This is a genomic window from Methylopila henanensis (assembly GCF_042681025.1).
Lineage (GTDB): Bacteria > Pseudomonadota > Alphaproteobacteria > Rhizobiales > Methylopilaceae > Methylopila > Methylopila henanensis.
Genome location: NZ_JBHUER010000008.1, coordinates 337971 through 357973, shown reverse-complemented (window position 1 = coordinate 357973; position 20003 = coordinate 337971). Strand labels below are relative to the sequence as shown.

At 73.1% G+C, this 20003-nt stretch carries 20 protein-coding genes; 12 read left to right on the top strand and 8 right to left on the bottom strand.

Annotated elements, in window-relative coordinates; all coding sequences use genetic code 11:
• Positions 1–30: 30 nt before the first annotated feature.
• The 3 genes from ACFSCV_RS12265 to ACFSCV_RS12255 are packed head-to-tail and all read left to right on the top strand — an operon-like array spanning position 31 to position 634.
• On the top strand, positions 31–267 hold the full coding sequence (locus ACFSCV_RS12265; protein ID WP_378799866.1) for a hypothetical protein: 237 nt from the start codon (positions 31–33) through the stop codon (positions 265–267).
• Between the two features lie 3 nt (positions 268–270).
• The gene (locus ACFSCV_RS12260; RefSeq protein ID WP_378799865.1) at positions 271–396 is read left to right on the top strand and encodes a hypothetical protein; all 126 of its coding nucleotides are present in this window, start codon (positions 271–273) and stop codon (positions 394–396) included.
• 31 nt (positions 397–427) lie between these two features.
• Positions 428–634: a DUF1737 domain-containing protein gene (locus ACFSCV_RS12255; protein ID WP_378799864.1), complete on the top strand. Its 207-nt coding sequence runs from the start codon at positions 428–430 to the stop codon at positions 632–634.
• Here ACFSCV_RS12255 and ACFSCV_RS12250 read toward each other — a convergent pair.
• Positions 615–1373, bottom strand: coding sequence for a hypothetical protein (locus ACFSCV_RS12250; protein WP_378799863.1), 759 nt, complete (start codon positions 1371–1373; stop codon positions 615–617). The two genes, ACFSCV_RS12255 and ACFSCV_RS12250, sit on opposite strands and share 20 nt — an antisense overlap.
• 235 nt (positions 1374–1608) lie before the next feature.
• On the opposite strand from ACFSCV_RS12250, the gene ACFSCV_RS12245 reads away from it, so the two are divergent.
• From ACFSCV_RS12245 to ACFSCV_RS12225, 5 genes are all read left to right on the top strand, one after another.
• Positions 1609–2652 carry a MaoC family dehydratase gene (locus tag ACFSCV_RS12245; protein ID WP_378799862.1) on the top strand — a complete coding sequence of 348 codons (1044 nt, stop codon included), beginning with the start codon at positions 1609–1611 and terminating at the stop codon, positions 2650–2652.
• An 18-nt stretch (positions 2653–2670) separates the two neighbouring features.
• The gene (gluQRS, locus tag ACFSCV_RS12240; RefSeq protein WP_378799861.1) at positions 2671–3489 is read left to right on the top strand and encodes a tRNA glutamyl-Q(34) synthetase GluQRS; all 819 of its coding nucleotides are present in this window, start codon (positions 2671–2673) and stop codon (positions 3487–3489) included.
• Between the two features lie 101 nt (positions 3490–3590).
• Positions 3591–8402, top strand: a complete 4812-nt coding sequence (locus tag ACFSCV_RS12235; RefSeq protein WP_378799860.1) for an NAD-glutamate dehydrogenase — start codon at positions 3591–3593, stop codon at positions 8400–8402.
• A complete protein-coding gene (bluB, locus tag ACFSCV_RS12230) occupies positions 8399–9046 on the top strand; it encodes a 5,6-dimethylbenzimidazole synthase (RefSeq protein WP_378799859.1) in 648 nt (215 codons plus the stop codon). The genes ACFSCV_RS12235 and bluB overlap by 4 nt, the downstream gene beginning before the upstream one ends.
• The gene (locus tag ACFSCV_RS12225; RefSeq protein WP_378799858.1) at positions 9043–10407 is read left to right on the top strand and encodes an MFS transporter; all 1365 of its coding nucleotides are present in this window, start codon (positions 9043–9045) and stop codon (positions 10405–10407) included. The genes bluB and ACFSCV_RS12225 overlap by 4 nt, the downstream gene beginning before the upstream one ends.
• A gap of 4 nt (positions 10408–10411) precedes the next feature.
• Here ACFSCV_RS12225 and ACFSCV_RS12220 read toward each other — a convergent pair whose 3' ends face one another.
• From ACFSCV_RS12220 to ACFSCV_RS12205, 4 genes are all read right to left on the bottom strand, one after another.
• A complete protein-coding gene (locus ACFSCV_RS12220) occupies positions 10412–10732 on the bottom strand; it encodes a heavy metal-binding domain-containing protein (protein ID WP_378799857.1) in 321 nt (106 codons plus the stop codon).
• Between the two features lie 64 nt (positions 10733–10796).
• A complete protein-coding gene (locus tag ACFSCV_RS12215; protein WP_378799856.1) occupies positions 10797–11567 on the bottom strand; it encodes an SGNH/GDSL hydrolase family protein in 771 nt (256 codons plus the stop codon).
• 154 nt (positions 11568–11721) lie between these two features.
• Complete coding sequence (gene purH, locus ACFSCV_RS12210; protein ID WP_378799855.1) at positions 11722–13308, bottom strand: bifunctional phosphoribosylaminoimidazolecarboxamide formyltransferase/IMP cyclohydrolase; 1587 nt, start codon at positions 13306–13308, stop codon at positions 11722–11724.
• A gap of 84 nt (positions 13309–13392) precedes the next feature.
• Complete coding sequence (locus tag ACFSCV_RS12205) at positions 13393–14247, bottom strand: DUF1194 domain-containing protein (protein WP_378799854.1); 855 nt, start codon at positions 14245–14247, stop codon at positions 13393–13395.
• 167 nt (positions 14248–14414) lie between these two features.
• Between ACFSCV_RS12205 and ACFSCV_RS12200 the strand changes: the two genes are divergently transcribed.
• The 4 genes from ACFSCV_RS12200 to upp are packed head-to-tail and all read left to right on the top strand — an operon-like array spanning position 14415 to position 17607.
• Complete coding sequence (locus ACFSCV_RS12200) at positions 14415–14840, top strand: cytidine deaminase (protein ID WP_378799853.1); 426 nt, start codon at positions 14415–14417, stop codon at positions 14838–14840.
• Positions 14837–15646, top strand: coding sequence for a purine-nucleoside phosphorylase (locus ACFSCV_RS12195; protein ID WP_378799852.1), 810 nt, complete (start codon positions 14837–14839; stop codon positions 15644–15646). Before ACFSCV_RS12200 ends, ACFSCV_RS12195 begins: the two co-directional genes overlap by 4 nt.
• A complete protein-coding gene (deoA, locus tag ACFSCV_RS12190) occupies positions 15639–16955 on the top strand; it encodes a thymidine phosphorylase (RefSeq protein ID WP_378799851.1) in 1317 nt (438 codons plus the stop codon). Before ACFSCV_RS12195 ends, deoA begins: the two co-directional genes overlap by 8 nt.
• Positions 16956–16977: 22 nt before the next feature.
• Complete coding sequence (gene upp, locus ACFSCV_RS12185) at positions 16978–17607, top strand: uracil phosphoribosyltransferase (RefSeq protein ID WP_378799850.1); 630 nt, start codon at positions 16978–16980, stop codon at positions 17605–17607.
• A 4-nt stretch (positions 17608–17611) separates the two neighbouring features.
• Here upp and ACFSCV_RS12180 read toward each other — a convergent pair whose 3' ends face one another.
• The 3 genes from ACFSCV_RS12180 to ACFSCV_RS12170 are packed head-to-tail and all read right to left on the bottom strand — an operon-like array spanning position 17612 to position 19967.
• On the bottom strand, positions 17612–17884 hold the full coding sequence (locus tag ACFSCV_RS12180) for a hypothetical protein (RefSeq protein ID WP_378799849.1): 273 nt from the start codon (positions 17882–17884) through the stop codon (positions 17612–17614).
• A 59-nt stretch (positions 17885–17943) separates the two neighbouring features.
• Positions 17944–19086 carry an N-acetylglucosamine-6-phosphate deacetylase gene (nagA, locus tag ACFSCV_RS12175; RefSeq protein WP_378799848.1) on the bottom strand — a complete coding sequence of 381 codons (1143 nt, stop codon included), beginning with the start codon at positions 19084–19086 and terminating at the stop codon, positions 17944–17946.
• Complete coding sequence (locus ACFSCV_RS12170; RefSeq protein ID WP_378799847.1) at positions 19083–19967, bottom strand: glucosamine kinase nucleotide-binding domain-containing protein; 885 nt, start codon at positions 19965–19967, stop codon at positions 19083–19085. Before ACFSCV_RS12170 ends, nagA begins: the two co-directional genes overlap by 4 nt.
• Positions 19968–20003: the final 36 nt, after the last annotated feature.

Sequence of the window (20003 nt, the reverse complement as noted above, 5' to 3'; positions counted from 1 at the left end):
AACGAACGCGGCGCTTGATGGGTCAGGTCCGTGAGCCTCACGCCTGACGACGTCGAGCGCCGCATTCGCGCGAAGCGCCTGAACGAACGGCTGAAGCTGCTGGCTTCGTCGCTGAACACTGTCGGGCTCGCCGTTTTCGGCGCCGCGGTGCTCGTGCCTTTGGTCGGCGAGCGGTTGCCGCTGTCGGCCGCGGTTTGGTTCCTCGCGACTTTGAGCCTACATTTGCTTGCGCATGTCGTGCTTGGACGGCTGACGAGCGAGGATTGACCGATGGACCTGCCGCTGTGGTTCACATGGGGCGTGCCGCTCGGCGCTCTTGGAGCGGGATTGGTCGGAGTGGCCTGGGCCTACTACGAGTCCGCCAAGTTCGATCGCCGCTACGGCAAGCGCGGCTGATCCGGGCCAGTTTTTTTTCAGCGAGCGATCCGTGAAACTCTTCCGCTTCCTCACCGGCCCCGACGACTCCGCCTTCTGCAAGCGGGTCTCGGCCGCGCTCAACAAGGGCTGGTCGCTGCACGGGAACCCGACGCTGACCTACGATCCGGAGAAGAAGACCGTGATCTGCGGGCAGGCGATCGTGAAAGACGTCGTCGGCGTCGAGTTTTCCGAGGACATCAAGCTGTCCGAGTGGTGACGATCCGCAGCTCGGGGCGTCGCGGCGGCGTGCGCTCGCCGGGTTCGCCCCCGTCGATCGCGATCAGGCGCGGGCGGGCCTTGCCCGCCTGACGCGCGCGCGACGGCCCCTTCAGAACGGTCTCCGCGCGCAGCAGCAGCCCGTGCGCCGCGTCCCGCGCGCCGGCGGCCTCAAGCGTGGCGGCGAGCCGAAGGCAGCTTCGGGCGAGATCCGGCGCGAGCAGCGCCAGCGACGGCGCCTCCATCGCCACGAGATCGAAGGCCGCGGTCGCCGCGACGCCGGCGGCCGCGATCTGGCGCGGGTCGCCGGTCACCGGCGGCGCGTCGCCGCGCTCCAGCGCCTCGCGCGCCTCGCGCGTCCAGCTTTCGCCATAGGCCCTCAGGATGCAGCGCTGCTCGCAGGCGCGCGCCACCAGCAGCAGGCGGGTGACGTCGTCCGGCTGCGTGGACAGGTCGATGGTCAAGATCGCGACGCCGCGCACCAGCGCGGCCTCGGCCTCGGCGAGCTCGCCCTCCGGGCCGTCCGCGGTCCAGGCGAAGGCGAAGCGCAGGTAGCTCGCCGCGAGCGGCGCGTTCCAGTCGGAGCGCGAGGCGTCGCCGGAGCGCAGCGCCTCCCATTCGGCCCAGGCCTGACGGAAACGGCCGGCGCGTTCATGGGCCAGCGCCCGCCGCGCCGCCGCGGCGGCGTCCATCGTCTCGCGTCGCGGCGCGAACGGTTCTGCGGCGTCGCCCAGCGGCATGCGTCTGCTCCTTCCAGCCTTGCGGATCGGGAGCGTCGCCGCTCCGGACCGGCGCACAGTCGCATGGGGTGCTTGAAAGCCGCGTGAAGCGGGACGTCGGCAATCGCTCGTTCCCGTTCACCCTCCGGAAAGGTCAAATCGGGCGGCGCGGCGACGAATGTCGATGTCGCCGTGGGCGCCGCAACGTGGCAGATGTGCGCCTGCGAACAGCCGAAACACGTGCGGAGAGTAGGGAATGGCCGGCGCCGGGCGCTTCTTCGAGGATTTCATCGTCGGCGACGTCATCCGTCACGCGACGCCCCGCACGATCACGCTCGGCGATCTGGCGCTGAACCAGGCGCTCTACGGCAACCGCTACGCGGTGCAGTCCTCCGACGCCTTCGCGCAGGCGCTGGGCTATCCCCGCAGCCCCGTCGACGACCTCGTCACCTTCCACGTGGTGTTCGGCAAGACCGTGCCGGACGTCTCGCTGAACGCCTTCGCCAATCTCGGCTACGCGGCCGGGCGCTTCCTCGCCCCGGTCTATCCCGGCGACACGCTGGCCTCGACCTCCGAGGTCGTCGGCGTGCGCCCCACCTCCAAGGGCGACGCCGGCGTGGTGTGGGTGCACACCCGCGGAACGCGGCCGAACGGCGAGCCGGTGCTCGACTACGTGCGCTGGGTGCTGGTGCGTGTCGCCGGCGGCCGTCCGCTGCCCGACCCGGTGGTGCCGACGCTGCCGGCCGTGGTCGACCCCGCCGAGATCGGCGGCGCCTGCCCGCGCATCGACGCCTCCGCCTGGGACGACGCGCTGTCAGGCAGCGCCCGCCGCTTTGACGACTATCAGGTCGGCGAGAAGATCGACCATGTGGACGGCATGACGGTGGAGGAGGCCGAGCACCAGCTCGCCACCCGCCTGTGGCAGAACACCGCCCGCGTCCACTTCGACGGCTACGCCCAGAAAAGCTCGAAGATCGGCCGCCGCCTCGTCTATGGCGGCCACGTCATCAGCCTGGCGCGCGGGCTGATGTACAACGGGCTCGAAAACGCCTTCCACGTCGCCGCCATCAACGGCGGCCGGCACGTGGCGCCAATCTTCGCGGGCGACACGCTCTACGCCTGGTCGGAGATCCTCGACAAGCAGACGCTGCCCGGCCGCGACGACGTCGGCGCGCTTCGGGTGCGGCTCGTGGGCTGCAAGGACACGACGCCGGGCGCCTTCCCGCTCAAGACCGCGGACGGCAAGGACGATCCGGCCGTGGTGCTCGACCTCGATCTCTGGGTCCTGCTGCCGCGCTGACCGGGCGCGGTTCGCGCCGTGACGCCGACCTTCCGCTTCGCGCCCTCGCCAACGGGCTTCCTGCATCTCGGGCACGCGCTGTCCGCCGTCACGGTCTGGCGCGCAGCGGAGGCGGCGGGCGGCCGCGTGCTGCTCAGGATCGAGGACATCGATCCCGTCCGCTCGAAGCCGGAGTTCGCGGCCGCGATCGAGGAGGACCTCGCTTGGCTCGGCCTAAGCTGGAGCGGGCCGGTCGCGCGCCAGTCCGAGCGCTTCGACCTCTACGCCGCGGCGCTGGCGCGGCTCGACGCCATGGGCCTGCTCTACGCCTGCCGGCTCTCGCGCGCCGATATCGCGGCCGCGGCGGCGCCGGACGCGCCACGCGATCCGGACGGGGCGCTCCGGCTTCCGATCGCAGGCGCCGTCGCGAGCGATCCCGACGGCCCTGCCGCGCGGCGCCTGCGCATGGACAAGGCGCTCGCGGCGCTCGGGCCGGAGCGCCTGAGCTGGCGCGAGCAGGACGAGGGCGTGGTCGCGGCGCGGCCGCAGGACTGGGGCGACGTGGTGCTCGCCCGCAAGGAGACGCCGACGAGCTACCACCTCGCCGTGGCCGTCGACGACGCGGCGCAGGGCGTCACCGATGTGGTGCGCGGCCGCGACCTCTACGCCGCGACTTCCGTCCACCGCCTGCTGCAGCGGCTGCTGGACCTGCCGGAGCCCGTCTACCGCCACCACCGCCTGCTCGCCGCGCCGGACGGCGACAAGCTCTCCAAGAGCCGCGGCTCGCCCTCGCTGCGTTCGCTCCGCGCCGAGGGGTGGACGCGCGACGACGTCCTGCGCGCGATCGGCGACGTCTGACGCGCCTTGTCGCGCAAGCGTTATCGACCTGCCACGGCCGGAGTCCTAGGTTCCGGCCGTGGCCGCGCCGTGTCAGGGTGCGGGTTCGCGAGGAGACGACCATGCTGCAGGGCGATGCGATCCGGACAAAGCTCATCGGCGACGCGGCGTCCGCGGCGGAGGGAGCGGACGGCCCGCCGGCGGGTTTCGTCGAAGCGCTGTTCTCCCGCACGGCGCTCGACGACCTGGAGCCGCTGGGAGCCCGCACGCTGGCGGCGCTTGCGGGCTCGGCGTGGCGGCTGCTCGCCCGCCGCGCGCCGGGCGCGCCGGACATCCGGCTGAGCGACCCCGAGACCGGCGACCGCAACGAGATCACCGTCGTCGAGATCCTCAACGACGACATGCCGTTCCTGCTCGACAGCGTGCTGGCCGAGCTGGCCGAGCGCGGGCAGTCCGTCCGGCTCGTCGCCCATCCGATCATCGCGGTCGAGCGCGGCGCGGACGGAGCGCTGATCCGCTTCCTCGGCGACGCCAACCGCGTCGAGTTCGAGGACACGCCGCGCGAAAGCCTGATCCACCTGCATGTGGACCGGATCGACTCCGAGGCCGACCGGGCCGGGCTCGTGGCGGGCCTGCGCGAGGTGCTGGCGGACGTCCGCAGGACCACTGAGGACTACGACGCCATGCGCGACCTCGTCCGCGCGCAGGTCGCGAACTTCAAGGAGACGCCGCCGCCGCTCGCCGTCGACGAGATCGCGGAGGCGATCCAGTTCCTCGAATGGCTCGACGGCGACGAGTTCATCTTCCTCGGCGCGCGCGAATACGCGCTCAGGGGCGAGGGCGACGACGAGCGGCTGGAGCAGATCTCCGAGACCGGCCTCGGCGCGCTGCGCGATCCGGCCGCCCGCGTGCTCCGCCGCGGCGGCCAGCTGGTGAACCTGACGCCCGAAATCCGCGCGTTCCTGCACGAACCGAAGCCGCTGATCGTCACCAAGGCGAGCGTGCACGCCAAGGTCTTCCGCCGCCGGCACATGGACTATGTCGGCGTGAAGCGTTTCGACGCCGACGGCCGGCTCGCGGGCGAGCTGCGCGTCGTCGGCCTGTTCACCGCCGAGGCCTACAACCGCCCGGCGCGCAGCGTGCCGCTCGTCCGCCGCAAGATCGACCTCGTCGTCCGCCGCGCCGGCTTCGACCCGGACAGCCATTCCGGCAAGGCGCTCGCGACCGTGCTGGAGACCTTCCCGCGCGACGAGCTGTTCCAGATCGACGTCGGCGACCTGTTCGACACGGCGCTCGAGATCCTCGCGCTCTACGAGCGGCCGCGGGTGAAGGTGCTGCTCCGGCGCGACCGGTTCGAGCGCTTCGTCTCCGCGCTCGTCTACGTGCCGCGCGAGCGCTACGACTCCGCGGTGCGCGCGCGGATCGGCCGGAAGCTCGCCGAGCGGCTCGGCGGCCACGTGTCGGCCTACTATCCCGCCTTCCCCGAGGGACCGCTCGCCCGCGTCCAGTTCGTGATCGGCCTGCGCGGCCCGGCGCCGGAGGTCGATCCGGTCGCGCTCGACGAGGAGATCGCGGCGCAGGCGGCGACCTGGGGAGACCGGCTGCGCGCGAAGCTGCTGGAGAGCCGTTCGGGCGCTCAGGCCCGGTCGATCGCCGCGCGCTACGGCCAGGCCTTCGGCCCGGCCTACGAGGCCCGCACCGAACCCGCCGAAGCGGTGATCGACGTCGGCCACATCGAGAGCCTCGCCGGCGAGCGCGGCTTCGCCATCGACTTCTTCCGGCGCGAAGGCGAGCCGGAGCTGCGGCTCAAGGTGTTTTCGCGCGGCGCGCCGATCCCGCTGTCGCGGCGCGTCCCGATGCTCGAGAACATGGGCTTCCGCGTCATCGACGAGCGGAGCTATCGGGCCGAGCCCGCCGGCCTTGGGCCGGAAGACCACGTCTTCATCCACGACATGGCGCTCGAGCGCGCGAACGGCGCGGCGATCGAGCTGACGCGCGATCTCGACGCCCGGCTCGAGGCGCTCTTGATCGCGGTGCTGAACGGCGACGCCGAGAGCGACGGCTACAACGCGCTCGCCCTCGAGGGCGGCCTCGGCTGGCGCGACGTGGCGCTGATCCGCGCCCTGTCGCGCTACCTCCGGCAGGCGCGGGCGGCCTACGACCAGGACTACATGTGGGCGACCCTGACCAAGCACGCCCCGCTCGCTTCTAAGCTCGTGGCGCTGTTCCACGCCCGCTTCGATCCCGGCGCGAAGGGCGACCGGGCGGCGCGGGAGGCGGCGCTCGCCGCCGAGATCGACGAGGCGCTGGGCCAGGTGGAAAGCCTGGACGAGGACCGCATCGTCCGGAAGTTCCTGAACCTGATCCAGGCCTGCGTCCGCACCAACCTCTACCAGACCGACGCGCAGGGCCGCCCGACGCCGACCTTCGCGTTCAAGCTCGAAAGCGCGAAGGTGGAGGGGCTTCCGGCGCCCCGGCCGCTCTACGAGATCTTCGTCTATTCGCCGCGGGTCGAGGGCGTGCACCTGCGCTTCGGCAAGGTGGCGCGCGGCGGTCTGCGCTGGTCGGACCGGCCGCAGGACTTCCGCACCGAGGTGCTTGGCCTCGTGAAGGCGCAGCAGGTGAAGAACGCGGTGATCGTGCCGGTGGGCGCGAAAGGCGGCTTCGTGCCGAAGCGGCTGCCGGCCGGCCCGCGCGACGCCTGGTTCGCGGAGGGGACGGCCGCCTACAAGATCTTCATCAACGCCCTGCTCGACGTCACCGACGATCTCAGGCGCGACGACCTGATCCCGCCGCCGGAGGTGGTCCGCCACGACGGCGACGATCCCTATCTGGTGGTCGCGGCCGACAAGGGCACGGCGACCTTCTCCGACACCGCGAACGGCATCGCGGAGGAGCGCGGCTTCTGGCTCGGCGACGCCTTCGCCTCCGGCGGCTCGGTCGGCTACGACCACAAGGGCATGGGCATCACCGCGCGCGGCGCCTGGGAGGCGGTCAAGCGCCACTTCCGCGAGATGGACGTCGACATCCAGACCACGCCCTTCACCGTGGTCGGCGTCGGCGACATGTCCGGCGACGTGTTCGGCAACGGCATGCTGCTGTCGCCCGCGATCAGGCTGGTCGCGGCCTTCGACCACCGCGATATCTTCCTCGATCCCGATCCCGACCCGAAGACCTCGTTCGAGGAGCGCGCCCGCCTGTTCGCGCTGCCGCGCTCGAGCTGGCAGGACTACGACAAGGCGAAGATCTCCGCCGGCGGTGGGGTGTTTTCGCGAAGCCTGAAGACTATCCCGCTGTCGGCGGAGGCGCGCGCGGCGATCGGCCTCGACAAGGCCTACGCCACGCCGCAGGAGCTGATGAACGCCATCCTGAAGGCGCCGGCCGATCTGCTCTGGTTCGGCGGCATCGGCACCTATGTGCGCGCGACGACTGAGACCGACGAGCAGGCCGGCGACCGCGCCAACGACGCGATCCGCGTCACCGCGCCCGAGCTCCGGGTGAAGGTGGTCGGCGAGGGCGCCAATCTCGGCGTCACCCAGAAGGGCCGCATCGAGGCCGGGCGCGCCGGCGTCCGCATCAACTCCGACGCGATCGACAACTCGGCCGGCGTGAACACCTCCGACGTCGAGGTGAACATCAAGATCGCCTTCGCCGGCCCCGTGCGCGACGGCGCGCTGGCGCTCGAGGAGCGCAACCGCATCCTCAGCGAGATGACCGACGAGGTGGCGGAGCTCGTGCTCGCCAACAACTACGACCAGACGCTGGCGATCTCGCTCAGCCAGCGCGCCGGCGTCGAGGAGGCCGGATTCCAGGCGCGCCTGATGCAGACGCTGGAGGGGCGCGGACTGCTCGACCGCTCGGTCGAGGCGCTGCCGGACGACGCCACGCTCACTGAACGCGCGCGGGCGGGCGATCCGCTGACGAGGCCTGAGATCGCGGTGCTGCTCGCCTGGGCCAAGATCGCGCTCTACGACGACCTGCTGGCCTCGGACCGGCCGGACGATCCCTATTTCCGGCGGGACCTCGCCGGCTACTTCCCAAGCCTGATACGCGAGCGCTTCGCCTCCGCCATCGCCGGCCACCGGCTGAAGCGCGAGATCGTCGCGACAGCGCTCGCCAACGCCATGATCAACCGCGGCGGACCGGCGCTCGTGGTGCGGCTCTCCGACCAGACCGGCGCGCCGGCCTCGCGCGTCGCCGCCGCCTTCGCCGTCGCGCGCGACGCCTTCCGCATGGACGAGGTCCAGGAGGAGATCGACGCGCTCGACACCAAGATCCCGGGCGATCTTCAGCTCACGCTCTACGCCGGCATGCGCGACCTGCTGCTGCACCGCATGGTCTGGTTCCTGCGCAACGTCGATCTCGACAGCGGGCTCGACCAGCTCGCGCGCCGCTTCCGGGACGGCGTCGACGCGGTCGCGGCCAATCTCGACGCCTCGCTGGGGCAGGAGGCGGCGGAGCGGCGCTCCGAGCGCGCGGCCGAGCTTGCCCGCGCCGGCCTGCCCGCGACGCTCGCGGACCGGTTTTCGGCGCTGCTCGCGATCGAGGGCGCCAGCGACGCGGTGCTGATCGCGGAGAAGACCGGCCGGTCGATCGCCGACGCGGCCGCGGCCCTGTTCGCGGTCGCCGACCAGTTCCAGCTCTCGCGCATCGTGCGCGCCGCCCAGGCGGTGACCGCGGCGGACTATTACGAGCGGCTGGCGCTCGACCGCGCGCTCGACCAGATCGGGGTCGCCGCGCGCGCCATGGCGGTGGCGGCGCTCGGCGCCTCGCAGGAGGCCGGTCCCGCCGCCGTCGTCCGCTGGGCGGAGGCCTCGCCCGACGCCGCGCGGGTGCGCCGCGCCGTCACCGAGATCGCGGGCTCCGGCCTGACGCTCGCGCGGCTCTCGGTGGCGTCGAGCCTGCTCGCCGACCTCGCACGGGAGGTCGAGTGACGACCGGCGAGGCTCCCGCGTTCGACGACGGCTTCCGCGAACGTCTCGCCGACCTGATCGCCTGGCGGCGGGACGTGCGGCGGTTCCGGACCGATCCGATCCCGCCCGAACAGGTCAGGCGGCTGCTCGCGCTCGCGGCCCTGTCGCCCTCGGTCGGCAACAGCCAGCCCTGGCGCTTCGTGCTGGTGGAGGACCCGGATACCCGACGCGCGGCGCGCGACTGCTCGCTCGCCGCCAACGCTGCCGCGGCCGAGACCTACGAGGGCGAGCGCGCCGCGCTCTACCGTTCGCTCAAGCTCGAGGGGATGGCCGAGGCGCCGGTCCACATCGCCGCCTTCTGCGACGAGGAGACGCCGGTCGGCTGCGGGCTCGGACGCATGACCATGCCGGAGACGCTGAGCTATTCCGTCGCCGGCGCTATCGCCACGCTCTGGCTCGCCGCCCGCGCCGAAGGGCTCGGCCTCGGCTGGGTGTCGATCCTCGACCCCGCGCGCGTCCACGCGCTGCTCGGCGTCCCGGCCTCGTGGCGTCTCGTCGGCTATCTCTGCTTGGGCCGCCCGGTCGAGGAGCACGACGATCCCGAGCTGGTCCGCGCCGGCTGGCAGGACCGGCTTCCCTTCGACGACATGGTGCTGACGCGATGACCACATCCCCCGCGCCGCGCCGCGCGGTCTGGGCCTGGGCGATGTTCGACGCCGCGACCCAGCCGATCTTCACCTTGATCGCCACCTTCGTGTTCGCGCCGTTCTTCGCGGCGCAGATCGCCGAGAACCCGGCCGAGGGCCAGGCCGCCTGGGGGTTCGCGGCGGGCGCCGCAGGCTTTGCGATCGGCGTGCTGTCGCCGCCGCTCGGCGCCATCGCCGACCGCACCGGGCGGCGGAAATGGTGGCTCGCGGCGTTCTCGGTCCCGCTTGTGCTCGGCTCCTGGGCGCTGTGGTTCGCGGAGCCGGGCGCGCCCTACGCCATGGCCTTCGCGCTCGGCGGCTTCGCGGTGGCGACCATCGGCGCGGAATGCGCGACCGCCTTCACCAACGCGATGATGCCGTCGCTCGCGCGGCCGGAAGCGCTCGGCCGTCTGTCCGGCCTTGGCTGGGCGCTCGGCTATGTGGGCGGGCTCGTCGCGCTGGTGTTCGCGCTTTTTTTCCTGTCGGCCGACCCGCGCGACGGCGAGACCCTGATCGGGATCGCGCCGCTGTTCGGGCTCGATCCCCGCAGCTTCGAGGGCGATCGCGCGGTCGGTCCCTTCGCCGCGCTCTGGTACCTCGTTCTGGTGACGCCGCTGTTCCTGTTCGCGCCGGACGAGCCGCGCGGCATGCCGATCCGCCGCGCGGTCCGCGCCGGCCTCGCCGACCTCAAGCGCACGATCCTCGACCTGCGGGGCTCGCGCGACCTCGCGCTCTTCCTGCTCGCGCACATGCTCTACGTCGACGGGCTGACGGCGCTGTTCGCCTTCGGCGGCATCTACGGCGCCGGCGCGCTCGGCTGGGGCGTGATCGAGCTTGGCGTGTTCGGCATCCTCGTGATCATCTCGGGCGTGGTCGGCGCGCTGGTCGGCGGCTGGCTGGACGACCGTATCGGGCCGCAGAAGGTGGTCGCCGGCTCGCTGGCGCTGCTGGTCGCCTCGGCGGTGGTGATCGTCTCGATCGAGCGCGCGCGGGTGCTGTTCGTGGTGCCGGTCGCGCCGCCGGTGGCGGACGACGCGCTGTTCGGCTCGACGCCTGAGCGCCTGTTCGTCGCGGTCGCGCTGGTGCTGGGCGCGGCCGGCGGGCCGCTGCAGGCGGCCTCGCGCACCATGCTGGTGAAGCTCGCCCCGCCCGACAAGCTGACGCAGGCCTTCGGCCTGTTCGCGCTGTCGGGCAAGGTGACCTCGTTTCTCGGGCCGACGCTGGTCGCGATCGTGACGGCGCTGACCGACAGCCAGCGCGTCGGCGTCGCGGTGCTGATGGGCTTCTTCCTCGCCGGCGGCGCGCTGCTGTCGGCGGTGCGGATGCCGGACGACCGGTAGGGCCTCAGCCCAGCAGCACGGCGGTGCCGGAGGCGGAGACCATCAGCATGGAGCCCTTGCCGCCGACAGTCTCGTAGTCGAGATCGACGCCGATGACGGCGTTCGCGCCGCGGGAGCGGGCCTCGGCCGCCATCTCCTCGATCGCGATGTCGCGGGCGTTCTTGAGCTCGCGCTCATAGGCGCCGGAGCGGCCGCCCACGACGTCGCTCACCGCCGCGAACAGGTCGCGGAAGATGTTGGCGCCGAGGATCGCCTCGCCGGTGACGAGGCCCTGATATTCGAGAATCCGGCGACCCTCGACGGTGTTGGTGGTGGTGATTAGCATGGCGTTCTCCCCCGCGCGGCGTCTCGGGGAAAATGGGAACGCCGGGGGCGGCCGTGAAGGGCGCTTACGACCGCTTCGTGGCCTCGGCGACCGCCGGCAGCGGGGCGAGCTTGCGGCCGAGAGCCTCGGCGAGGAACGCGCCGACGCAGGCGTGGCCGCCGTCGTTCATGTGCAGCCGGTCGCGCGACAGCATGTCGGCGGCGCCGGCCTTGGCGAGCGCCCGCATGGCGGCGTAGCGGTGGGCGACCGGAACGCCCGTCGCGGCCGAAAGCTGGTCGAGCGCCGCGATGTAGGGCGCGTAGACCGCCTCATCCTGCGGCACGAATTGCGGGTCGAGCAGGGCGACGTCGATCCCGGCCTTGGCGATGCGCTTCAGACCGCGCGCGGTGGTTTCGCGGAAGCCGTCCAGCGCCACGCGGCGGGCGGCGTCGTTGGTGCCGATCTGCCAGACGACGAGATCGGGCTTCACCGCGGCGAGTTCGCGTTCGAGGCGGGCGTCCGCGCCAGCGGCGGTCTCGCCGCCGATGCCGCGCGCCACCACGTCGACGTCGACGCCGGCGAGACGACGCTCCAGCTCCTCTTCGAAGCGCTCGGTGTAGGCCTTCTCCGGCGCCGTGGCCCCCACGCCCGCGGTCGAGGACGAGCCGATCACCAGGATTTTGAAGACGTCGCCGCTTTTGATCTGCGCAATAGCCCGGTCGAGCTTGCCGGTCATGGCGAGGTGCTCGTCCGCCACCTTGCAGGGGCGGGCCGGTTCGGCGACGCCGGCGGAACCGCCGAGCATGGCGAAACCGGCGAGCAGACCGGCGCGGAGCAGGGAGACGGCGGACGCCATGCGGACCTCTGGCTGGTCGGGGAGAACGCTGCGGTCACGGAGGGGGTATCAAGGTCCCTCCATGAGCCTCCATTAGCATGGCTCTCATCCAAAAGTCAGGTGCGCAGAATCCCCGATGTTGAACTCGCCGTGAACGGCGTTTCGGCGGTCGGCTTCAGTGGCGGAAATGCCGCACGCCGGTGAACACCATGGCGAGCCCGGCCGCGTCGGCGCGGGCGATCACCTCGGCGTCGCGCATGGAGCCGCCGGGCTGGATCACGGCGGTGGCCCCGGCCTCGATCGCGGCGTCGAGCCCATCCGCGAAGGGGAAGAAGGCGTCGGAGGCGACCACCGCGCCGCGGGTCAGCGGCTCCGCCGCGCCCGCCGCTTCGGCCGCGTCGGCGGCTTTCCGGGCGGCGATGCGGGCGGAGTCCACCCGGCTCATCTGGCCGGCGCCCACGCCGACCGTGGCGCCGTCGCGGGCGTAGACGATGGCGTTGGACTTCACATGCTTCGCCACCCGGAAGGCGAAGCGCAGGTCGGCGAGCTCGGCCTCGGTCGGCGCGCGCCTGGTCACCACCTGGAGCTCGAGATCGTCGACCACGGCGTTGTCGCGGGTCTGGGCCAGGAAGCCGCCGGCGATGGTCTTGATCGCAAGGCCGCCGGCGCGCGGATCGGGCAGGGCGCCCGCGACCAGCAGGCGCAGGTTCTTCTTCGCCGCCACGATGGCGCGGGCCTCGTCGGTGGCGTCGGGCGCGATGATGACCTCGGTGAAGATCTTCACGATCTCGGCGGCGGCCTCGGCGTCGAGCGTCCGGTTCAGCGCCACGATGCCGCCGAAGGCGGAGACGGGATCGCAGGCCAGCGCCCGCTCGTAGGCCTGCTTCAGCGAGGCGCCTTCGGCGACGCCGCAGGGGTTGGCGTGCTTGACGATCACGCAGGCGGCCGTGCGGGCGGGGTCGAACTCGCCCACGAGCTCATAGGCCGCGTCGGTGTCGTTGAGGTTGTTGTAGCTGAGCTCCTTGCCCTGGAGCTGGACGGCGGTCGCGACGCCCGGGCGGGCCTCCGCCGTGCGGTAGAAGGCCGCCTGCTGATGGGGGTTCTCGCCGTAGCGCAGCCCCTGCGCCAGCGCGCCGCCGAGCGCCCGGAAGGCCGGCGTCGTCTCGCCCGCTTCCCCCGACAGCCAGGTCCCGATCGCGGCGTCATAGGCCGCGGTGCGGGAGAAGGCCTTGGCGGCGAGGCGCTTGCGGAAGGCGAAGGAGGTGGCGCCGCCATGGGCGTCCATATCCGCCAGCACGGCGGCGTAGTCCGCCACGTCCACCACCACCGCCACATGGGCGTGGTTCTTGGAGGCGCCGCGGATCATGGCCGGGCCGCCGATGTCGATGTTCTCGACCATGTCGTCGTAGTCCGCCTGCCGGGCGAGCGCGGCTTCGAACGGGTAGAGGTTCACCACCAGCAGGTCGATGGGCAGGATGGCGTGCTCGGCCATGGAGGCCTCGTGGCGGGCGTCGCCGCGGATCGCGAGCAGGCCGCCATGGACCTTCGGGTGCAGCGTCTTCACCCGGCCGTCCATCATCTCGGGAAAGCCGGTGAGGTCGGAGACGTCCTGCACCGGCAGCCCGGCCTCGGCGATCGCCTTCGAGGTGCCGCCGGTGGAGACCAGCGCCACGCCCCGCTCGTGCAGCGCGCGGGCGAAGTCGATCAGCCCGGTCTTGTCGGAGACGGAGAGCAGCGCGCGGGCGACGGGGCGTTCGGACATGGGGGCTTCGGGCCTTCGACGGGTGCGGTCGGCCGGCCGGTAGCACTTTTTGGCGCGCGCGAGAACCTCGGGCGGAGCGGGGGCTCAGTTGCCGAAGCGGTCGCGCCAGAGCTGTTCGCCGACGGTGCAGGAGCTCGTCGGATCGTCGGCGGCGGGCTGGACGCGCGGCGCGGTGGAGAGGCCGATCGCCGGCGCCTCCGGCGGCAGGCCCGCGATCTCCATCACGAGCTTGGTGCGGACGGCTTCCGCGAACTGCTCGATGGCGCGAACCGGCAGCACGAAGGCGCCGGGGCCGCCGACCACGCAGTCGCGGTAATAGACGTCGAGATCAACCAGATCCATCATCGCGTAGGACGGACGCTTCAGCATCAGCGGCAGGCCGTTGATGACGACGCCGCGCTCGATCGCCTCGTCGCGGACGTTCTCCACCGGCGCGCCCTGGTTGTTCGGGCCGTCGCCCGACACGTCGACCACCTTGCGCAGGCCGTCATAGCCGTTGCCGTCGAACATGCGGACGGCGTGCGTCAGCGCGCCCGAGATCGAGGTGCGGTAGGCGCGGCGCAGCGGCTGGGCGGCGAGTTCGTCGGCGAAGGCCTGCGCGCTCGCCGGGCCGTCGATCAGCCGCCACGGGACGATGGTGCGCTGTTCGTCCGCGCCCGCCCATTCCACATAGGCGACCGCGACGCGGCCGAGCAGGCCGTCGCGGATGGCGTCGAGCACCGGCTTCGAGGTGATGGCGGCGACGTAGCCGTCGCGCTGCACCTGCTGCTCCTCGACGTCCATGGAGTAGGAGATGTCGACGGCGAGCACGAGCTCGAGGTCCACCTGCCCGAGGTCGGCGGCCGTCGCCCGCGGCGCGGCGGCGAGCAGTGCGGCGAGGGCGAGAAGGGTGAGCAAGCGCAGAGGGCCACGACGCGTCGTCCGCTCGTCCACCCCCATCGGCCCGCTCCTTCGAAGCTCGCGTCACGGTAGCTACCCACCATGGTGCCACCCGATTCGCCGCTTCGCCAGCGCTGCGACGCATCATCCACCGCTGCGATGCGACGCAGGCTCCCGCAGCCGCGCGCGCCGGGCTATCGTGGCCGCCTCGCCGAGGGAGACCGCCCGTGATCGACGACGCCGCCGTCGACGCCCTGTTCGCCGCCGCCGCCGCGGCGCGGGCGCAGGCCTACGCGCCCTATTCCCGCTTCGCGGTCGGCGCCGCGCTCGTGACGCCCGAGGGCGCGATCCACGCCGGCTGCAACGTCGAGAACGCCGCCTATCCCGTCGGCTCCTGCGCCGAGGCCGGCGCGATCTCGGCCATGGTCGCGGCCGGCGGGCGCCGCATCGCGGCGATCCTCGTGCTCGGCGGCGGCGACGCGCTCTGCACGCCCTGCGGCGCCTGCCGCCAGCGCATCCGCGAGTTCGCCGCAGACGATGCCGTGGTGCTCGTGGCCGGCCCCGAGGGGGTGCGCCGGTCGTTCACGCTCGGCGAGCTGCTGCCGGCCTCGTTCGGGCCGGACGTCCTCGACGCCGCCGGAGGCGGACGTTGAGCGACGCCGAGACCGCGACGGCCCGCATCCGCGCCGTCGCGGGCGACGAGCCGGCGACGCTCGCGCTGGTGCTCGGCAGCGGGCTCGGCGGGCTGACGGAGACGTTCGAGGACGCGCATCGCGTCGCCTTCGCCGATCTCCCCGGCTTTCCGGCCGAGGCGGTGTCCGGTCACGCGAAGCGCGTGATTGTCGGCCGCTTCGCAGGCCGCCGGGTCGCGGCGCTGGAGGGGCGCGCGCACGCCTACGAGACCGGCGACGCCGGCGCGATGCGCACGCCGATCGCGACCCTGAAGGCGCTCGGCGCGACCCGGCTGCTGCTCACCAACGCCGTCGGCGCGCTCGATCCGGCGTTCGCGCCGGGAACGCTGGTCGCGGTCTCCGACCACATCAACCTCACCGGGCTGAACCCGCTGACGGGCGTCGGCGGCGACGCCCGCTTCGTCGACATGGTCGACGCCTATTCGCCCGGCTTGCGCGCGGCGCTCGGCCGGGCCGCGGCGGCGGAAGGGATCGCGCTCGGGGAGGGCGTGCTGATGTGGTTTCCCGGTCCGAGCTTCGAGACGCCGGCCGAAATCCGCGCGGCCCGGGCGCTGGGCGCCGACCTCGTCGGCATGTCGGTCGCGCCGGAAGCGGTGCTGGCGCGCCATTTCGGACTTGAGCTCGCGGCCGTCTCGGTGGTCGTGAACATGGCGGCGGGCCTCGGGCCGGCGGGTCCGAGCCACGCCGAGACCCAGGCCGTCGCCGCGACGGGCGCCGAGGCGCTGCGCCGGCTGCTCGCCCGCCTGATCGGATCGCTCCATGACTGACGCGCTGCCCCAGGAGATCATCCGCGCCAAGCGCGACGGCGAACGGCTTTCGGCCGGCGAGATCGAGGCGATCGTCGCCGGGATCGCGTCGGAGACGCTGTCGGACGCGCAGGTCGGCGCCTTCGCCATGGCGGCCTTCCTCAACGGGCTCGACCGCGACGAGACCGTGGCGCTGACCCGGGCGATGACGGCCTCGGGACGCACGCTCGACTGGACCGACCTGCCGGGGCCCGCGGTCGACAAGCATTCGACCGGCGGCGTGGGCGACACGGTCAGCCTGCTGCTCGCGCCGGCGCTCGCGGCCTGCGGGGCCTTCGTGCCGATGATCGCCGGCCGCGGCCTCGGCCACACCGGCGGCACCGTCGACAAGCTGGAGGCCATCCCCGGTTACGCCGTGCGGCCGGAGACCGCGATCTTCCGCAAGGCGGTGCGCGACGTCGGCTGCGCCATCATCGGCCAGACCGCCGACGTCGCGCCGGCGGACCGGCGGCTCTACGCGATCCGCGACGTGACCGCGACGGTGGAGTCGATCCCGCTGATCACGGCGTCGATCCTCTCGAAGAAGCTCGCGGCCGGGCTTTCGGCGCTGGTCATGGACGTGAAGACCGGCTCGGGCGCCTTCATGACCGAACCCGAGCGCTCGCGCGCTCTGGCGCGCTCGATCGTCGACGTCGCGAACGGGGCCGGCATGCCGACGGTCGCGCTCGTGACCGACATGGACGAGCCGCTCGCCCCCGTCGCCGGCAACGCGCTGGAGACGGCCCACGCGATCGAGGTGCTCGCCGGCCGCCGCGACGATCCCCGGCTGATGGCGGTGACCGTCGCGCTCGCGGCCGAGGCGCTCGTGCTCGGCAAGCTCGCGGCCGACGTCGCGGAAGGGCGCGCAAGGATCGAGCGCGCCTTCGCCTCCGGCGCCGCCGCGGAGCGCTTCGGACGCATGGCCGCGGCGCTTGGCGGGCCGACGGACCTGATGGAGCGGCCGGAGGCCCATCTCGCCAAAGCCCAGGTCGTGCGGGAGATCGCGCCGGAGCGCGCCGGCGTGATCGCGGGCGTCGACGTCCGCGCGCTCGGCCTCGCCGTGGTCGCGCTCGGCGGCGGGCGCAGGCGGGCCGACGACGCGATCGACTTCTCGGTGGGATTCGACCGGCTGGCGGCGGTCGGCGCCGCGGTCGGCCCGGACGCGCCGCTCGGCGTCGTCCACGCCCGCGACGAGGCCGCCGCGGCCCGCGCCGCCGAAGCCGTGCGCGCCGCCTACCGGCTGGGCGACGAGGGCTCGCCGCAGCCGCTTATTCGCGAGAGACTGACGTGATCATGAGGAGACGGGGACGCGCATGTCGCAGGTGACGGTGATCGAGCACCCGCTGGTGCAGCACAAGCTGACGCTGATGCGCGAGCAGGAGCGCTCCACGGCGGCGTTCCGCACGCTGCTCCGCGAGATCGCGCTGCTGCTGGCCTACGAGGTCACGCGCGACCTGCCGACCGAGCTGGTCGACATCCAGACGCCGCTCGCGCCGATGAAGGCGCCGAAGATCGCCGGCAAGAAGCTCGTCTTCGCCTCGATCCTGCGCGCCGGCAACGGGCTGGTCGACGGCATGCTCGACCTCGTGCCCTCCGCCCGCGTCGCCCATGTCGGGCTCTACCGCGACCACGACACGCTCGAGGCGGTGCAGTACTTCTTCAAAGCGCCGACCAATCTCGAGGACCGGCTGGTGATCGTGGTGGATCCGATGCTCGCGACCGGCAATTCGGTGGTGGCGGCCGTCGACCTGCTGAAAGCCAAGGGCGCGCGCGACCTGCGCTACGTGTGCCTGCTCGCCGCCCCCGAGGGCGTGAAGCGTTTCACCGAGGCGCATCCGGACGTGCCGCTGTTCACCGCGGCGATCGACGAGAAGCTGACCGAGATCGGCTACATCACGCCGGGCCTCGGCGACGCCGGCGACCGCCTCTACGGGACGAAGTGAGCCGTCACGGCCGCTCGCGGCCGGCGAGGCGGCGCGCGGCCTCCTCGACCAGCGCCATGCCCTCGACCCAGATCTCGTCGTCGGCGTTCTGGGCGGCGTAGACCTCGCGCCCCAGCGCTTCGGCGAGTTCGGCGTCGGACATGGTGCGGGCGCGGACCGTGGCCGGATCGTCGGCGTTCGCGAGAAGGCGACGAAGCGGAGAGGTGAGGAAACGGCCGAGCCGGGACAGGCCTCCGTGAGGCCGTGATCCCGGCGGATCGTCCAACGTCTCGGTCACAATGCGCCTGCCCGTGCAAAACCTGCGGGCTTCAGCCTAACGCAATCCAGGCTTTTGCGTCACGCGTCCTCTCGCGCGCCCGAAATCCAAGTGGCGGCGGCGTTGAGGTCGTCGTCGAGCAGCACGAGATCGGCGCGGAACCCGGCCGCGACGCGGCCGATCTCGCCGTCGAGCCCGAGCCAGGCCGCGGGCGTGCGCGAGGCCATGGCCAGCGCGTCTTCGAGCGGGACCCCGAGCGCGCGGCGCGTGTTCCGGACCGCGGAGGCCATGTCGAGATCGGAGCCGGCCAGCACGCTGTCGGCGGTGGTGAGGCGCCCTCCGCCGCGCAGGATGCGGCGGCCCTGGAGGCGGAACTCGTCCATGTCGCTCCCGACCGTGGACATGGCGTCGGTGACGAGCATGATCCGGTCCCGGCCCTTGGCGAGGATCGCCGCCTTGAGCGACTCCTCCGCCACGTGGTGCAGGTCGACGATCAGGCCGCAGAAGGTGTCGCGTTCCGACAGCGCCGCGCCGACTGGACCGGGAACCCGGCCGAGAAACGGCGGCATGGCGTTGAAGAGATGGGTGTAGCCGCTGAGGCCCGCCGCCCGCGCGGCCGCCAGTTCGGCGGCGGTCGCCTCGGTGTGGCCGGCGGCGACGCGCACGCCGGCCCCGGCGAGCGCCGCGATCGCGTCCCGCCCCACCCGCTCCGGCGCGAGCGTGACCACGACGACGCCCGCGCCGCCGGCCGTCAGCAGCGCGACGTCCTCGGCGTCGGGCGCGCGCATCAGCGCGGGGTCGTGCACGCCCTTGCGCAGCGGGTTGAGGAACGGCCCCTCGATGTGGACGCCGAGCACGCCCGGCGCGCCGGCGGCGATCGCCGCCCGAGCGGAGTCGAGCGCCCGCGCCATGGCGGCGCGCGTGTCGGTGATCAGCGTCGGCAGCAGGCCGGTGGTCCCGAAGCGGCGGTGCGCGGCAGCGATGGCGGCGAGGGCTTCGGGGCTCGGATCGTCGTTTAGCAGCACGCCGCCGCCGCCATTGACCTGCACGTCCACGAAGCCCGGCGCCAGAAGGCCGGCGAGCGGCTCCCGCGGGATCGCGGCGGGCAGATCGGCCGCGGCGGGCGCCGCCGTGATCCGGCCGTCCTCGATCACGACCGCGCGGCCTTCGTGGATAGCGTCGCCGTCGAACAGCCGGTCGGGAACGAGCGCGACCGCGCTCATGGCGCGGCTCCCGCGCCCATGCGGGCGAGCGCGATCGCGCCCTCCAGCGCGTCGCCCTGCGGCGCGACGAGCAGGCCTTGCGCCGCCGGGCTGAGTCGCGGCGCGTAAGGCCCGGACAGGCCGCCGACCAGCGCGACCGCGCCGGCGCCCCATGCGCCGAGCCGGACCACAAGCGCGGAGATCTCGATCGCTGCCTGCTCCAGCAGCTTTTCCGCCGCGGGGTCGGCGGCGGCGTGGGCGATCACCAGCGGGGCGAGCGTCCCGAACTCGGCCGGGCCGGCGCGCCCCACCCAGGCGACGGCGGCGTCCTGATCTCCGCCGACCCGCGCGAGAACGTCGTCCGCGAGCGGCCCGCGCGGCTCGATCCCGTCGGCGGCGCGAAGCGCGTGGCGCAGCGCGGCGCGGCCGAGCGGCGCGCCGCCGCCCTCGTCGCTGACCTCGAAGCCCCAGCCGCCGAGGCGGATCTCGCGGCCGTCGCGGCGGGCGTAGGCCACGCTGCCCGTTCCGAGGATGACGGCGCCGCCGTCGCCGCCGCCATGGGCGCCGAGGCAGGCGGCGGCGAAGTCGGTGGCGAGTTCGCGGCGGGCGAAGGGATGCGGCTCGGCGAGCGCGGCCTCGCGGCCCTCGTGCTGGCAGACGCCCGCGAGCGCGAGCCCGGCGTGGAGCCGCCCGAGGGCATCCTCCCCAAGCCCTCCGGCGCTGAGCGCCGCCTTGGCCGCCGCGACGCTGGCCTCGATCGCGGCCCGCGCGCCGCGGCGCGCGTTGGCGGCGCCCGCGAGGCCTTCGCCCACGAGGCGGCCGTCGGCGGTGCGGATGCGCGCGCGGCAGCGCGTGCCGCCGCCGTCGACGCCGAGATAGAGCGGCGCGCCGCCGGCGTTCACGACCCTACGCCCGCCGGGGACGGAAAAATGGCGAAA

Bases quoted from the DNA above. Each gene is read 5' to 3' on its own strand.
- ACFSCV_RS12260 (WP_378799865.1), top strand. From the start codon at position 271: ATGGACCTGCCGCTGTGGTTCACATGGGGCGTGCCGCTCGGCGCTCTT.
- ACFSCV_RS12250 (WP_378799863.1), bottom strand. From the start codon at position 1,373: ATGCCGCTGGGCGACGCCGCAGAACCGTTCGCGCCGCGACGCGAGACG.
- ACFSCV_RS12245 (WP_378799862.1), top strand. From the start codon at position 1,609: ATGGCCGGCGCCGGGCGCTTCTTCGAGGATTTCATCGTCGGCGACGTC.
- ACFSCV_RS12235 (WP_378799860.1), top strand. From the start codon at position 3,591: ATGCTGCAGGGCGATGCGATCCGGACAAAGCTCATCGGCGACGCGGCG.
- ACFSCV_RS12225 (WP_378799858.1), top strand. From the start codon at position 9,043: ATGACCACATCCCCCGCGCCGCGCCGCGCGGTCTGGGCCTGGGCGATG.
- ACFSCV_RS12220 (WP_378799857.1), bottom strand. From the start codon at position 10,732: ATGCTAATCACCACCACCAACACCGTCGAGGGTCGCCGGATTCTCGAA.
- ACFSCV_RS12215 (WP_378799856.1), bottom strand. From the start codon at position 11,567: ATGGCGTCCGCCGTCTCCCTGCTCCGCGCCGGTCTGCTCGCCGGTTTC.
- purH (WP_378799855.1), bottom strand. From the start codon at position 13,308: ATGTCCGAACGCCCCGTCGCCCGCGCGCTGCTCTCCGTCTCCGACAAG.
- ACFSCV_RS12205 (WP_378799854.1), bottom strand. From the start codon at position 14,247: ATGGGGGTGGACGAGCGGACGACGCGTCGTGGCCCTCTGCGCTTGCTC.
- deoA (WP_378799851.1), top strand. From the start codon at position 15,639: ATGACTGACGCGCTGCCCCAGGAGATCATCCGCGCCAAGCGCGACGGC.
- upp (WP_378799850.1), top strand. From the start codon at position 16,978: ATGTCGCAGGTGACGGTGATCGAGCACCCGCTGGTGCAGCACAAGCTG.
- nagA (WP_378799848.1), bottom strand. From the start codon at position 19,086: ATGAGCGCGGTCGCGCTCGTTCCCGACCGGCTGTTCGACGGCGACGCT.